The sequence below is a fragment of the Acinetobacter sp. P8-3-8 genome (assembly GCF_000214135.1).
In the GTDB taxonomy this organism is placed as follows: domain Bacteria; phylum Pseudomonadota; class Gammaproteobacteria; order Pseudomonadales; family Moraxellaceae; genus Acinetobacter.
In genome coordinates this window covers 16633-31386 of record NZ_AFIE01000028.1, presented here as the reverse complement: position 1 = coordinate 31386, position 14754 = coordinate 16633, and the positions used below count along the sequence as shown (strand labels likewise).

Sequence of the window (14754 nt, the reverse complement as noted above, 5' to 3'; positions counted from 1 at the left end):
TGTGGAAATAGGGCTTTAGAGTGATGACTTTAAAGCCTTAATTTTTATAGGTGTATTTTGAGTCATTAAATGTAAAAATACATCCATTTAAAGCAATTTACAGTATAATTTTATGCATCATTAGGAGGAACGACCTCCCTGAGTGTTTTATTCGTAAGGAAAAATTCACTGAGAAAACTCGTCAGGACGACCTGATTCTCATTAAAATTTGGAGGTCGTCATGGCTTGGATTGTACTCATTTTTGCAGGTATTTTTGAAATCGTTTGGGCATATTCTATGAAAATGTCTGAGGGGTTTACTAAGCTAACACCGAGTATTATTACAATATTTTTCATGATTTTAAGTTTTGCACTTTTAGCTTATGCAATGAAAACTTTGCCTTTGGGAACAGCCTATACGATTTGGACAGGAATTGGGGCAATTGGTTCATTTTTGGTGGGTATTTTTATTTTAGGTGAACCTGCTACGGCAATGCGTATGTTTGCAGCTGTATTGATTGTTTCAGGTTTGATTCTAATGAAACTATCATCTTCATAAGTGAAACTTTATTCAAATCCAAGTTTATTCACCAGATAAATTTGGATTTTTTATTTTCGAAATTTTCTATATTCACTTTCACATGAATTATTTTTCGTAAAAGTCGTTTTGGTAACGAATGCATTTGTCGTGCTGATTTTTTCAGGTTTAATCTTAATGAAATTATCTTCGAGCTGAGTTAATCTGATTAAAAATTGAATATAAGGTAGAAAGATGCAACTTTCTTTTATGGAAATGAGTTCGCCAGTAGGCATATTAAAACTGGTTTCACATGAGCATGCATTGGTTGCTGTACTTTGGGAAAATGAAAATCCAAAACGAGTTCGTTTGGCCGAATTAATAGAAGATCAACAACATCCGATTTTGTTAGAAACACAAAAACAGCTCAATGAATATTTTGCAGGGCAACGTAAAAATTTTGATTTACCTTTAGATTTTGAAGGGACTGAATTTCAACAAAAAGTTTGGCAGGCTTTATTGAGTATTCCTTTTGGAGAAACGCGTAGTTATAAAGATATTGCTGAACAGATTGGAAATGTGAAAGCGGTTCGTGCGGTTGGTGCTGCCAATGGTAAAAATCCAATTTCGATTATTGCGCCGTGTCATCGAGTAGTCGGTGCAAATGGTAAATTGGTAGGTTTCGCAGGTGGTTTGGAGAATAAGGATATTCTTTTAAAAATTGAACAATTGCCATAGACTAGATTTGATTCTTTATCACATTAAAATTTAAAATGATTTCTCAGATTTTTGCTCCATTATTATCAAATCTTTGGTGGTTAATTTTACTTTTCATTGCCATTGCCGTAATTAAGCTTTTTAAACCTTTTCTAAAAGGAAAAATTGGCGAATTTGCGGTGAGTGCACATGTAAAACTCTATTTAGATAAAGAAAATTACACTTTATTAAATGATTGTACCTTACCCGATGAACAAAATCAGACGACTCAAATTGACCATATTTTATTAAGCCCTTATGGTGTTTTCGTTATTGAAACAAAGAATTATAAAGGTTGGATTTTTGGCAGTGAGCGTCAAAAAATGTGGACGCAGAAAATTTTTAAAAAGAGTTATAAATTCCAGAATCCATTACATCAAAACTATAAACACCAAAAAGTTTTGGAAGAAATTTTAGCGGATATTGTTGATCCGACATTGATTCATTCTGTCATCATTTTTATGCCAGACTGCGAGTTTAAAACTCAAATGCCTGAAAATGTATTTCGAGGTGCTGGTTGGACAGATTATGTGAAAAATTTTAAGGAATCTGTAATTCCACCTATGAAATTAAGACGAATTCAGCTTCGTATTGAAAAAGAAATTTTAGAAAAATCATGGAAAACCAATCGGCAACATGTGCAGAATTTAAAAGAAAAGCATATTGAAAGAACAGAAGGGTGAATACTTATTGATAGGTTGAGGTGTTCACCATTTCTATATGTATTTAAATTATCAGTATTAGCCTAGCTTCATGATTTGAGGTTTGATGGTTTAGGTTGCTCTAAGAGTTCTAAAACCATTTCCAAAGAAGTAGATGGTTGTTTATTTAATTCTCGATTAGCAAATTCATGAATACTTTTTTCATGGTTCAATACATATTCAAAGAAAAGTTTTGAATCCTGATCTGCATGAGCACACAATCGTTCAAAGACTTGCATAAAAGGCTGAGTGCCGTCTTTGACTAAATACATCGCCACAGACCACGGTAATTTTGATAATACATAACCTAGTGCAACACCTTGCGCTTTGATATGAAAACGTGAAGAAGCTTTTAACTGATTTTGTTGTAAAAACACCTCTAAGCGATCTAAGGTCTGTGACTCCAAAGCAGCAAGGGTTAACCACTTTTGCTTTTTGATTTGAGATTTTGTTTGCTTTGCCGCGGTCTTAAATAGCGCTTTACCAAAAATTTCTGATTCCAAAATTTTATTTAAATCTTCTTGATATTGTTCATATTTCATATTCTAGCCCTATAAAAATTATTCAATTTTTTATAAACCTTTTAGATTTCTTCTTTCAATAGCTTTCAAAAAGACAATAAAAGGATGTGTAAAGAATGATGTAAAATTCATCACTAAAAATATTTTAGAGTAATTACTCTAAAATTAAAAGAAAAACGATTAAGTAAATTAAAAAATGATTTAAAATGGTATTTAAGGCATTGTTTATTATTCAGTTTTAATTTTTATGATTATCGAGTTTCAAGCTTCAACAAATGATGAAACTTGAAACACTATTGCAAATAATCAAAAACGCTTTGGAATTTTTTGACCGCCTTCAACAGGTGTTTCAGCATTTTTTAATACGCCAAATAGCCATATTTCAGCATGTTGAACAGCCGATTTTAGGTTATCTCCAACAGCCAAACGACCTGCAATAAAACTCGCTAAAGAACAGCCTGAACCATGATATTCACCGTCTAAACGAGGACATTTTGATTCAGCAATCCTTTCACCATTTACGTATAACGCATTGCGAATATAGTCTGGCGTAGCTTCATGTCCACCTTTGATGAGAACGGCTTGCGCACCCATTTCAAATAGCTTTGTAGTGGCTTTTTCAATGTCCATTTCACCCGTTAAAGCACGTAGTTCAACCGTGTTTGGTGTGAGTATGCTTGCTAAAGGAATCAATTCAACAAAAGCTTTGACAAGGGTTGCTTGATCACCCAAAGACCCACCGCTATTGGCAACGAGTACAGGATCAAGAACATATAAATAATCAGGATGTTCACGTAAAAATTCAGCTAAAGCTGCAATATTGTCTGTAGTACCTAACATGCCAGATTTAACCACTTTAATGGGTAAATCACCGACGACAGCATTGGCTTGAGCAAGGAGTAATTGTTTAGACGTAGCCTCAAAACCAAAAACTTGCTGAGAGTTTTGAACGGTTAAAGCCGTACAAGCAATTGCTGCATGTGCGCCACTTTGACCAATTGCTTCAATATCAGCCTGTAAACCTGCTCCGCCAGAAGGATCAAGTCCAGAAAAACAAAGTACTGTAGGGCGCACGATGATGTCCTTAAATTCACAAATTTGCGTTAGTATAGGCAACTTTAGAAAAACTCTCGATAGTAATTTTTATCGAAAGGCTGAGATCGACTTGAGTGAAAGGTGAAGTTGTGATTAAAAATATTTTGATTGATCTGGATGGAACATTAACTGACCCTAAAGTCGGTATTACCACTTCTGCACGTTATGGTTTGGCCAAAGTAGGACATCCTATTCCAGAGTCTGAAAATATTGATTGGATTATTGGCCCACCGCTAAAAGCTTCACTGGCTAAAATTCTTAATGTAGATGCCAATGATGTGTTAGCAGACCAAGCTTTACTGGGCTATCGTGAGCGTTTTGCAGTTACAGGCTTATTTGAAAATCATGTTTTTGAAGATGTTGCTGAAACTTTGGCTGCGCTAAAAAATAAAGGATATCGTTTATTTTTGGCAACGGCAAAACCTGAAGTTTATGCACGTCAAATTTTAGATCACTTTGATTTATTACAGTATTTTGAATACCCGTATGGTAGCGAGTTGAATGGCGAACGTACTAATAAGGGTGATTTGATTGCTTATATTCTTAAAAAAGAGCAGTTAAATCCTGAGGAGTGTTTAATGGTCGGAGACCGTGAGCATGATATTTTTGGTGCACGTCACAATGGCATCGAAACCATTGCAGTTGAATATGGTTATGGTTCAAAACAAGAATTAGACCAAGCTCAACCGAAAGCAAGAATTCAGAAATTTTCAGACCTATTGAATATGATTTAAAAGTTCTATTCACATCACTGAATTAAACGCCACTTTAAGTACATTTAAGTACAAAAGTGGCGTTTAATTTTAGATGCCGAGCATTCTTCTAATTTCATTGACTAAAAGTGCTGGATTGGCATGTTGATGGGGAATGGTTAAACTTTTAAAACCATCACCTCTAAATTTACGATCAACTTCGAGTAGCACATGCGTTTGGTGCTGTTCTGCAACAAATGAAACTTCAATTTCATTGATTCCATTGAAAAATGTAGTGGGCTTAAACTCTAACTCTTGGTAACAACCAATGGTTGAGTGAAAACCATGTCCACGCAGTTGTCCTTTTTCCACATCCACTGTTGCTAAATTAAAGCCACATTGTTGCATGGCTTGAATAAAGGCTTGCATAGTCGGTGTAGGTAAAATCTGTAAATAGTCTTTGTCTGTCGCATCAAGTCCCCAATCCACATCCAAATGGGTATGTAGCCACACGCGAGTTTTATTTAAACGACAAGGTACTTGGGTAATGGGTGTTTCAAAAGGCAATTGGATTGAAAAGGGCAGGTTGTGCGATTGGTTTGCTTGTAATTCAAAAGCGCCACTAATATGCCATTGTGCGATGGTTAAAGCTGTATTGTATTCAGAATCGTCAGATTCAACTTCTGCCGTTGTCATTAATTTTAAATAGATACCATTGATATTTTTATTGGATGAAGCGCCTTTAAAAATCAATTCTCCATTGATCACTTGTCCCGCTTGAGGCGTTGCTGTGTAAATACAGGTATTCACTTGAACGCCTTGCATACCTAGACCAGACATCAGTTTATTGAACATTTATTTTGAACTTCCAACGTTTAGTTTGTTAATTTTCTGCTATTCAAATATGAGACTGGGGTGATGTCAATATCAAGTCTTAATGAACATCTAAATACAATGATTCTTTGATTTCTTCCATGACAATATAGCTATGTGATGAAGCAGAGGAGGGTAATTTTTTCAGCAAATCACCTAACAGTCGGCGGTAAGCACTCATTTCTTTTAAGCGTGCTTTGACTAAATAATCGAAATCCCCTGAAATCAAATGGCACTCTTGTACTTCTGAAATTTCCATTAAATCCTTGGCAACTTGTTCAAAGACATCACCTGATTTTGCAGAAAGACTGATTTCAAGGAAGACCAGTAAATTTCGATCAAGATGCTTGGGGTTTAGGCGAGCGTGATAGCCCATGATCACACCATCACGTTCCAATCGTTTCACACGTTCAGAACAAGGTGTTGTCGATAAGCTGACCCGTGAGGCAAGCTCACTGATGGCGATTCGACCTTCATTTTGTAGAATATCTAAAATCATCCGATCGATACGGTCTAATTTATGCATCAATAATTTCCTCTTTTTAATCTTTTTTCACGACAAAAAATTAAAACACCTAAATTATAACCTCAAAAACAGTGAAATAAACTATTGAACCAAAAATATACTAGTGAAATAAACTAGTAAATGCGTAAAGGATGAGAAATGCGTGTAATCGTATTAGGTAGTGGTGTAATTGGTGTAGCAAGTGCATATTACCTCGCGCAGCAGGGAGCACAAGTTACAGTTTTAGATCGTCAAGCAGGACCAGCAGAAGAAACCAGTTTTGGTAATGCAGGTCAGATTTCTCCTGGATATTCGACACCGTGGGCTGCTCCAGGTATTCCATTCAAAGCTGTGAAGTGGATGTTTCAACATCATGCACCGCTTGCCATTAATATTGATGGTAGCATGTGGCAGTTACAGTGGATGGCACAAATGCTGAAAAACTGTAACTCAGAAAGTTATGCAATTAATAAAGAACGTATGACTCGTGTGGCTGAATATAGCCGTGATTGTTTACGTGAGCTAAGAAAAGATACCGGTATTAGTTACGAAAACCGTTCAAAAGGAACATTACAAGTTTTCCGTAATGAAGCGCAACTTGAGATGGTGCAGAGAGATATTGCTGTACTCAAAGAATGTGGCGTACCGCATGAATTATTACTCAAAGATGATTTAGCCAAAGTTGAACCTGCTTTAGAGCATGCCAAAGATAAATTGGTTGGTGGTTTACATCTTCCAAATGATGAAACAGGCGACTGCTATTTATTTACCAATGCTTTGGCAAATTTAGCGAAAGGTTTAGGTGTCGAGTTCAAATTCAATCAAAATGTTGAAAAGTTGATTACTGAAGGCGATGAAATCAAAGGCGTATTGGTGAATGGTGAAGTTTTAACAGCTGATCGCTATGTACTGGCTTTTGGTAGTTATTCACGTGATTTCTTAAAACCACTTGAATTGAATTTACCGGTTTATCCAGTGAAAGGTTATTCACTCACCATTCCAATTGTTGAGGCAGCTTATGCACCACAATCTACCGTGCTTGATGAAACTTACAAAATTGCGATTACACGTTTTGATCAACGTATTCGTGTAGGTGGTATGGCTGAACTCAGTGGATTTAACCACGGTTTAAATACTGATCGTCGTGGTACTTTGGAAATGGTCACTCAAGATTTATTCCCAGGTGGTGATTTGGCGCAAGCATCTTTCTGGACAGGTTTACGACCAATGACACCAGACAGTACGCCAATCATCGGCGCAACACGCTTTAAGAATTTATTCCTCAATACTGGACACGGCACATTAGGTTGGACTATGGCATGCGGTTCAGGAAAATTGATTAGTGATTTAGTCCTTAATCATGAAACGGATATTAGTACAGAAGGCTTATCTATTCAGCGCTATCCGCATGCTGCATAAACTCAATAAGCTGTGAAGTACCGATTAATTCATTCAAAGTTATCCAACAAGATAGACGTTTAAGATTCAAGGACGAATGCAATGCCTAGACCCATTACTGCAATTATTCATCAGGATGCATTGCAGCATAATTTAAATGTTGCTCGACAATTCATGCCGGATAGCAAAGTTTTTGCTGTAGTAAAAGCCAATGCTTATGGGCATGGTCTTGAGCGAGTTTATGATGCATTTAAGTCTGCTGATGGGTTTGCATTATTAGATATTGCAGAAGCAAAACGTATCCGTGACTTAGGTTGGACTGGCCCTATTTTGTTGTTAGAAGGTATCTTTTCAGCCGAAGATTTAGTGGATTGTGAACGTTATCAGTTGAGTTTTAGTATTCACAATGAGCATCAATTGCAATGGCTTGAACATTATCAAGGCACTGCACAATTTGATGTATTTTTGAAAATGAATACTGGCATGAATCGTTTAGGATTTAAACCCCAGGTTTATCCAACAGTATGGCACACATTAAAACAGTCTAAATCGATTAAATCTGTGACGCATATGATGCATTTTTCAGATGCAGATGGCGACCGTTTTGGTCAGTCTGGCATTGAATATCAATGTACGCTTTTTGAAGAAACCATTAAAGATTTAGCTGGCGAAAGATCGCTGTGTAATAGTGCTGCGATTTTAAGATATTCCAAAGTGTTACATTCCGATTATATTCGCAGTGGCATCATGCTCTATGGTAGCTCTCCTGATTATCCAACACACTCAATCTATGACTGGGATCTCAAACCAAGCATGAGTTTACGCAGTGAGATTATTGCTGTTCAAGATTTACAAGCCAATGAAACTGTAGGCTATGGATCTAAGTTTATTGCAACACATCCAATGAAAATCGGCATCGTCGCTTGTGGTTATGCAGATGGTTATCAACGGATTTCTATGGATGCACCAGTTTTGGTCAATGATGTTCGTACTCGCACGATTGGACGTGTCAGTATGGATATGTTGGCTGTAGATTTAACCCATATTGCTGAAGCAGACGTTGGAAGTGAAGTGGTGCTTTGGGGCACATCGTCCAAAGGTGCTGTACTTCCAATTGATGAAGTTGCGGCAAGCTCAGGAACAGTCGGTTATGAGTTGATGTGTGGTGTTACAGCACGTGTTCAATTTATCACTCAAGCAAATGAATCAACTGATTTATTATTCAATTAAAATAGTTATCAACGGACAAGGAAATCTTCATGTCAAATGATTTACAACATACTGATATACAAAAAATCAACAGCACAGAAGTGATGAGTGCTGTGACAATATTCAATAAAGTCGTGTATTTATCAGGTCAAGTACCTAAAAATACCGATGCTGATATCACAGCGCAAACGCAAGACATATTAGCGACGATTGATCAATTATTGGCATCAGCTGATACCGATAAATCACGCTTATTGTCCGCTCATGTTTATATTAAAAATCTTTCAGACTTTCAAACCTTTAATGCTGTTTGGGTTGATTGGTTAAAAGGTTGTGTAGCACCTTCACGTGCAACAATCCAAGCAGATTTGGTGAATCCAAATTGGTTGATTGAAATTGCAGTCACGGCTGCACAGAAATAACTAAAGTAATAACAACAACTGTTGTGAATGAAGACTGAACCATGTTTAAGCAATATGGTTCAGTTTTGTAATAGGAAAAACGATAGAACGAGGATGTTCTGACGCCAAAAGCGAGTTTGACCTCCAAGAAAATGTCAAAAAGGATATTTTTATGACAACTTCAAGCCATTCAGATGACGCACAATCGTCGCCACATGAGCTACAACGAAAATTATCGAATCGTCATTTGCAGTTAATTGCAATTGGTGGTGCGATTGGTACAGGTTTATTCATGGGATCTGGGAAAACAATCTCCCTCGCAGGTCCTTCAATTTTAATCATTTATATGATTATCGGTGCGATGTTCTTTTTCCTGATGCGTGCATTGGGTGAAATTTTACTTTCAAATCTCCACTACAAATCTTTTATCGATATGGCACATGACCTGATTGGTCCAGGTGCAGGGTATTATATTGGTTGGTCATATTGGCTCGGGTGGATTCTGGTCGGTATTGCTGATTTAGCCGCCATTATCAACTATCTCAATTTTTGGCTTCCCGATGGAATGGCCTTTACGCCCATGGGGCAAGCACTGATCAGTGCCGCCTGTGTATTATTGGTTTTAGGTATCAACTTATTAACCGTTAAATTGTTTGGTGAAATTGAGTTTTGGTTTGCTTTAATTAAAATCCTCGCCATTATTGGACTGATTTTAATTGGTGGCTATATGGTCTTTAGCCATTTCCAAGCACCAAGTGGTTCGGTTGCAAGCTTTAGTAATGTTTGGTCGCATGGCGGAATGTTCCCTAAAGGTGTCAGTGGGTTCTTAGCGGGCTTCCAAATTGCTTTATTCGCCTTTGTTGGGGTAGAGCTGATTGGTACGATGGCTGCTGAAACCAAAGATCCTGAAAAGAATTTACCGAAAGCGGTGAATGCGATTCCAACACGTATCATTTTGTTCTATGTATTGGCATTGTTTATTGTGATGTCGGTTACACCGTGGACAGAAATTCCAGCAGATCAAAGCCCATTCGTTTCGCTATTCTTACATGCAGGAATTGGTGGTGCTGCCGTTATTATGAATTTGGTGGTGTTATCTTCGGTAATGTCGTCAATGAACAGTGGTGTGTTCTCAACCAGCCGTATGTTATTTGGTTTGGCAAAAGAAGGGCAGGCGCCTGAGAAATTAGCTGAACTTTCTAAACGTGCCGTTCCAGCGAAAGGTTTGTTATTTTCATGTGGCTTTATTATGGCAGGTGCAGCATTACAGTACTTTGTGCCAAATACAGTTGAAGCATTTACCTTGGCAAGTTCTTTATGCGTGATTTTATTCATTAGCATTTGGAGCATTATCATGGTTTGCTATATTCGCTATAGAAAATTAACACCTCAACTACATGATAAATCAACATTTAAAATGCCGGGTGGTGTTTGGATGTCTTATGTGGTGTTGGTGTTTTTAGCATTTACACTGGTGATTTTGAGTTTAGAGCCTGATACCTTAAAAGCATTAATGATTAGTCCTTTATGGTTAATTATTTTGGCAGTGACTTATCAAGTTTTATATAAACCTCGTATGAAAAAGCGTAATCAAAAGCTGTAATAATTGTAATCGTTGAATATCAGGAGATGAACTTTGGCTCATCTCCTGAATATAATTTTACATTTTGATCAAATTAAAAGACTGAATTCATAGTGAAATAAATATAAAAATCTATTCTAATAACAGCATTAAAAATTTATAAGCATGTTATGAGAAATTATAAAATTGATGTACTGCGTGGAATTTCGATCCTTTTGGTTTTGATCCATCATTTTAATATTCCTTATAAATTGCATGATACCTTGTTAGGTATGCCAATCTTTGGTGAAAGTCTAAGCACTTTAGTTGCGCGTAATGGTAATTATGGCGTGACGATGTTTTTTGTTATTTCAGGTTTTTTAATCACTCAACATACCTTGCAACGAAATCATTCTTTAGCTCAAATTAATCTCAAAGACTTTTATATTCGCCGTATTGCTCGAATTATGCCGTGCTTGGTATTACTTGTCGCCATTGTCACAATTTTAGGTGTAATGGGCTTAAAACCATTTATGAATCAAGCACCGAATGGAATTGAAGTATCGTATGGTTTAACGGTTTTTGCTGCTTTTAGTTTTTGGATGAATATTCTGATTATTGAAAATGGTTGGGTCAATTACGCACTCGGTGTTTTATGGTCACTCTCAGTTGAAGAAGTATTCTATTTGGCTTTTCCGATTCTATGTATTGCATTGGGACGTGATAGAGGCTTTATTGTTTTTCTACTCGCTGTCATCGTTTATGCGCCGTATTTTCGTAGCTTACATTTTGCAGAGGAAAGCGGCGCTTATCTGTACCATTATTTTTCAAGTTTTGATGGAATTGCGATAGGTTGCTTAACGGCTTTAATTGCCCAGAATATGCATAGAAATATACAGATTCCTAAATTAACTATTCCCGTAGTTTCTATATCGATGATTGCACTGTATTTATATGCTCCAATTAAAGAAGTAAGCACTTGGGGAATCAGTGTTTTTGCGGTGTTATCAGCAAGTCTCATTTTTTGCTTTGCACAGAATCCACAAACTGAATCAGCATCTATTTTTTCAAAAGGTATGCTATGGATTGGTCAGCGTAGTTATGAAATGTACTTATTTCATCTGATCATTTTGGGTTTGTTTAAGGTGTTTTATTTACCTAAAGAAACCTTGCCTATCGAAAAATTGATGTTATTACCCATTTATTTTATTGGTGTTTTTATTCTGAGTTGGGTGATTGAGAAGTATTATTCAACGCCGTTGAATGAGAAGATTCGGAATCGTTTGATCAGCTAGAGTGATAAAAGGGATTTTTGAAATTGTGCTATATTTGGCACTTTATACAAAATTGAAAAATATAAAATTATCAGGGTGACAATGTGCTAAGAAAAATTATTTTGGGAATGCTGGTCTTTTGCTTCATTCTGAGTGGCGCTTATATTGCATGGTTACAAAAAGAGGTTAAGCTAAATCAGGCAGCCGTGAATATTTTAAAACTCGTTCCAGCATATGACCCCAATGTACAACAACCTGCTTTTTTTCATGCTAATGGATTTGATGCATTAGCCGATGTTAATCCGTCGGTATTGGGAAAAGAACGTTATGATCTAGACTGGAAGTTGTATTTAGCCGATCCAGATACACAGAAAAATAGTCAAACTTTTTCAGAAATTACAGCCCAACAAATTGATTATAAAAAATTTTGGAGCAAAGAAGATAAAAAGCTGATTGCTGAAATCCAAAGTCATTTAAATTCCGCAGATTATATTGAAACACCTTTCTGGGATGAAAATAAGACACGTATAGAAACCATACTTAAGCAAAAACAATTTTTATTAAATCGTTATCAGCAACAAATTCATTATCAAAATTATCAGGCATTGATTCAAACACCAACTGCAAATGTACCTTACACATTATACTTTGATACGCATATATTATTTCTTGCGGATCTATATTTGCAGGGAAGTACAGATGGTGTATTGGCATATATACATCTAAAGCTTGATCGTTTAAATCATAATTTAAATAGTGTGGATAAAGCTTTGCTCATAGCTCAGTTGAATCAAGCGATTGATGTGCTCAATATTCTGACACAGCGCCAATCTAAACAAATTCAATTGCCTCAATTGAATGTTGAACAGTTGAGTTTTGAGAAACAAGCTGCTTATGAAATGCGTAATACTTATTATGTTTTTAAAAACGTAGATGAACGCTTTAAACGAGCGAGTGATCAGACTACAGGCTTGGCTAAATTATGGGGGAAAATTTATACCCCTTTTGCCTTTGATTTTAATCAGTCGATGAATCAAGCTTATTTAAACTATCAGCCTTATGTTGAAGTTTCAAAATTACCATATCCTGAATTTAGTGTAAAAATCAATTAGATTCAGTTGGCGAAACAAAGAAAATGGGCTTTAAGTAATAATATTGGTAATATTCTGAATCAGGTTGGTCGTCTTAATCGAGTGGACGATATTTTACAACCAAGACTTTTAGATAATAAAATTCAGGTGTTTAATATCGTTAATTCAAAGCAAAATTTGGATATGTTAATCAACAATAAAAGCAAAGAAAGTTATGTTTTTATTCGAAATAAAAATCTGCTTTGTATAGGAAACCCATTTAAAAATCGCCAACAACTTAAGGAGCGATTACAGCAGGATAGCTGTGTTTACCTTTATTCGCAAAGTTGAACAGATAAAAAAAACCTCCATTTAGGAGGTTTTTCAATGCATGGATTAGAAAGTGGGTTTAACCACCACCAAGATCACCACGGCTAATAGAATTAGGGTTGGCATTTCATTAAAAACGCGCCAAAATTTATGTGACTTATAATGAGCATTACCAATTAGTTTTTTACGATAATAACCACAAACAAAGTGGTAAATCACCAACAGCCCAACAAGACCAACTTTCAGATAAAACCATAGAGCTTCATGGTAATGATAGGTTGCATCGCCCCAATCAACCAAGAAGTGTGCCGTGATCAGCGTTGCGATCATCGCAGGCCACATAATGCCACGATACAATTTACGTTCCATCACTTCAAAGCGTTGATGGCTAGCATCATCATCGCTCATGGCATGGTAAACATATAAGCGTGGTAAATAAAATAAAGCAGCGAACCAACACACGACTGCAATGATATGTAAAGCCTTTACCCAAAGGAAAGCTTCTGAAGGAGCATTCATCAATTTACCCTTTTAAGGGCAGTGTGTCAGAAGTCGATCACCCAAAGTTCATATTTGAGCGATCAACGTTTCTTTGCTTAGCCTTCCCATTTTTTGAAAATAAGACAAGCATTTACACCGCCAAAACCGAAACTGTTACTCATGACAGTATTCAATTTTGCGTCACGTTTTTCAAGTACGATGTCAAAACCTTTTGCACCTTCATCCAGTTCAGTCACATTGATGTTTGGCGCAATGAAGTCATTTTGCATCATCAGTACAGAGTAAATTGCTTCTTGTACCCCTGCCGCACCTAAGCTGTGACCCGTCATTGACTTGGTTGAGCTGAATGCGGGAACTTTACCTTCACCAAAAGCACGTTCCATAGCTTTAAGTTCAGTAATATCACCAGCAGGAGTCGAAGTACCATGTGTATTAACATAGTCCACAGTTTCTACGCCATGTTGTTTGGCTTCTTCTAAAGCCATCAAGATACAACGTGTAGCGCCTTCACCTGATGGTGCAACCATGTCTGCACCGTCAGAGTTCGCTGCATAAGCAACGACTTCAGCAAGGATATTTGCACCGCGAGCTTGAGCATGTTCAAGGGATTCAAGCACCACGAAACCACCACCGCCAGCAATCACAAAACCATCACGGTCAGCTGAATAAGGGCGTGAAGCAGTTTCAGGTGTGTCATTGTATTTCGAACACAATGCACCCATTGCATCAAACAATAAGCTTTGTGACCAGTGATCTTCTTCACCACCACCAGCAAGCATTAAATCTTGTTTACCCAATTGAATCAGGTTGTAAGCATAACCAATCGCATCGGCAGACGTTGCACACGCACTGGTGATCGAATGTGCAATACCTTGCATTTTAAATGCAACACCGACGTTAGCCGTAATTGTATTTGACATATTACGTGGTACGAAGAAAGGGCCAATTTTACGAGCGCCTTTTTCTTCAAGCAGTTTGACCATTTCAGCGACAGAGGCAGTAGAGTTACCACCCGAACCACCTGCAATACCGTAACGAGGGTTTCCACCGATTTGCTCAGGGGTTAAACCTGCATTTTCAACCGCAGCGAGTGCAGCATTGTAGGCATACATGGCACAAACGCCCATGAAGCGTTTTAATTTACGGTCGATGCCATCAAAATCTTGTTCAGCAGCTGCGCTGACATGGCTTTTGAAATTCAATTCTTCATAAGTAGGATTATGGCGTGTTCCAGAAATACCATTTTGCAAAGAATGTGTTACATCTGCTAGGGAATTACCAATACACGAATTAATACCCATACCCGTAATTACAACACGACGGTTCATGCAAAGTCCTTTATTTATAAATAGGGATACAATGGAGTCATTT

The 14754-nt window shown here is 37.0% G+C and carries 17 protein-coding genes; 11 read left to right on the top strand and 6 right to left on the bottom strand.

Annotated features, from left to right (window positions below):
• Positions 1 to 220: 220 nt before the first annotated feature.
• From sugE to GGG_RS0112040, 3 genes are all read left to right on the top strand, one after another.
• Positions 221 to 538: a quaternary ammonium compound efflux SMR transporter SugE gene (gene sugE / locus GGG_RS0112050; protein WP_010115221.1), complete on the top strand. Its 318-nt coding sequence runs from the start codon at positions 221 to 223 to the stop codon at positions 536 to 538.
• Positions 539 to 751: 213 nt separating this feature from the next.
• Positions 752 to 1234, top strand: a complete 483-nt coding sequence (locus GGG_RS0112045) for a methylated-DNA--[protein]-cysteine S-methyltransferase (RefSeq protein ID WP_010115220.1) — start codon at positions 752 to 754, stop codon at positions 1232 to 1234.
• Positions 1235 to 1269: 35 nt separating this feature from the next.
• Positions 1270 to 1935, top strand: coding sequence for a nuclease-related domain-containing protein (locus GGG_RS0112040; protein WP_010115219.1), 666 nt, complete (start codon positions 1270 to 1272; stop codon positions 1933 to 1935).
• A gap of 68 nt (positions 1936 to 2003) precedes the next feature.
• Here GGG_RS0112040 and GGG_RS0112035 read toward each other — a convergent pair whose 3' ends face one another.
• Both GGG_RS0112035 and GGG_RS0112030 read right to left on the bottom strand, forming a co-directional pair.
• Positions 2004 to 2495 (bottom strand): hypothetical protein, encoded by a 492-nt coding sequence (locus GGG_RS0112035; RefSeq protein WP_010115218.1) that lies wholly within the window; start codon positions 2493 to 2495, stop codon positions 2004 to 2006.
• A 285-nt stretch (positions 2496 to 2780) separates the two neighbouring features.
• Positions 2781 to 3548: a hydroxymethylpyrimidine/phosphomethylpyrimidine kinase gene (locus tag GGG_RS0112030; protein ID WP_010115216.1), complete on the bottom strand. Its 768-nt coding sequence runs from the start codon at positions 3546 to 3548 to the stop codon at positions 2781 to 2783.
• 110 nt (positions 3549 to 3658) lie between these two features.
• Here GGG_RS0112030 and GGG_RS0112025 point away from each other — a divergent pair, with 110 nt between their 5' ends.
• The gene (locus GGG_RS0112025; RefSeq protein ID WP_029574565.1) at positions 3659 to 4303 is read left to right on the top strand and encodes an HAD-IA family hydrolase; all 645 of its coding nucleotides are present in this window, start codon (positions 3659 to 3661) and stop codon (positions 4301 to 4303) included.
• A gap of 69 nt (positions 4304 to 4372) precedes the next feature.
• On the opposite strand, the gene GGG_RS0112020 is transcribed toward GGG_RS0112025, so the two are convergent.
• Both GGG_RS0112020 and GGG_RS0112015 read right to left on the bottom strand, forming a co-directional pair.
• The gene (locus GGG_RS0112020) at positions 4373 to 5116 is read right to left on the bottom strand and encodes a sporulation protein (protein WP_010115213.1); all 744 of its coding nucleotides are present in this window, start codon (positions 5114 to 5116) and stop codon (positions 4373 to 4375) included.
• Between the two features lie 79 nt (positions 5117 to 5195).
• Entirely contained in the window at positions 5196 to 5660 is a 465-nt protein-coding gene (locus tag GGG_RS0112015) for an Lrp/AsnC ligand binding domain-containing protein (RefSeq protein ID WP_010115212.1), read from the bottom strand.
• Between the two features lie 138 nt (positions 5661 to 5798).
• Between GGG_RS0112015 and GGG_RS0112010 the strand changes: the two genes are divergently transcribed.
• From GGG_RS0112010 to GGG_RS0111980, 7 genes are all read left to right on the top strand, one after another.
• Complete coding sequence (locus GGG_RS0112010) at positions 5799 to 7058, top strand: D-amino acid dehydrogenase (protein WP_010115211.1); 1260 nt, start codon at positions 5799 to 5801, stop codon at positions 7056 to 7058.
• A gap of 81 nt (positions 7059 to 7139) precedes the next feature.
• Positions 7140 to 8267 carry an alanine racemase gene (alr, locus tag GGG_RS0112005; protein WP_010115210.1) on the top strand — a complete coding sequence of 376 codons (1128 nt, stop codon included), beginning with the start codon at positions 7140 to 7142 and terminating at the stop codon, positions 8265 to 8267.
• Between the two features lie 29 nt (positions 8268 to 8296).
• Entirely contained in the window at positions 8297 to 8668 is a 372-nt protein-coding gene (locus GGG_RS0112000; RefSeq protein ID WP_010115209.1) for a RidA family protein, read from the top strand.
• Between the two features lie 151 nt (positions 8669 to 8819).
• Complete coding sequence (locus tag GGG_RS0111995; RefSeq protein WP_010115208.1) at positions 8820 to 10250, top strand: amino acid permease; 1431 nt, start codon at positions 8820 to 8822, stop codon at positions 10248 to 10250.
• 149 nt (positions 10251 to 10399) lie between these two features.
• Positions 10400 to 11503 carry an acyltransferase gene (locus GGG_RS0111990; RefSeq protein WP_010115206.1) on the top strand — a complete coding sequence of 368 codons (1104 nt, stop codon included), beginning with the start codon at positions 10400 to 10402 and terminating at the stop codon, positions 11501 to 11503.
• A gap of 83 nt (positions 11504 to 11586) precedes the next feature.
• Positions 11587 to 12594 carry a hypothetical protein gene (locus GGG_RS0111985; protein ID WP_138920277.1) on the top strand — a complete coding sequence of 336 codons (1008 nt, stop codon included), beginning with the start codon at positions 11587 to 11589 and terminating at the stop codon, positions 12592 to 12594.
• A 6-nt stretch (positions 12595 to 12600) separates the two neighbouring features.
• Entirely contained in the window at positions 12601 to 12903 is a 303-nt protein-coding gene (locus GGG_RS0111980; RefSeq protein ID WP_010115202.1) for a hypothetical protein, read from the top strand.
• A 45-nt stretch (positions 12904 to 12948) separates the two neighbouring features.
• Here GGG_RS0111980 and hemJ read toward each other — a convergent pair whose 3' ends face one another.
• The gene (gene hemJ / locus GGG_RS0111975) at positions 12949 to 13401 is read right to left on the bottom strand and encodes a protoporphyrinogen oxidase HemJ (protein WP_010115200.1); all 453 of its coding nucleotides are present in this window, start codon (positions 13399 to 13401) and stop codon (positions 12949 to 12951) included.
• A 77-nt stretch (positions 13402 to 13478) separates the two neighbouring features.
• Positions 13479 to 14711 (bottom strand): beta-ketoacyl synthase N-terminal-like domain-containing protein, encoded by a 1233-nt coding sequence (locus GGG_RS0111970; protein ID WP_010115198.1) that lies wholly within the window; start codon positions 14709 to 14711, stop codon positions 13479 to 13481.
• Positions 14712 to 14754 lie beyond the last annotated feature (43 nt).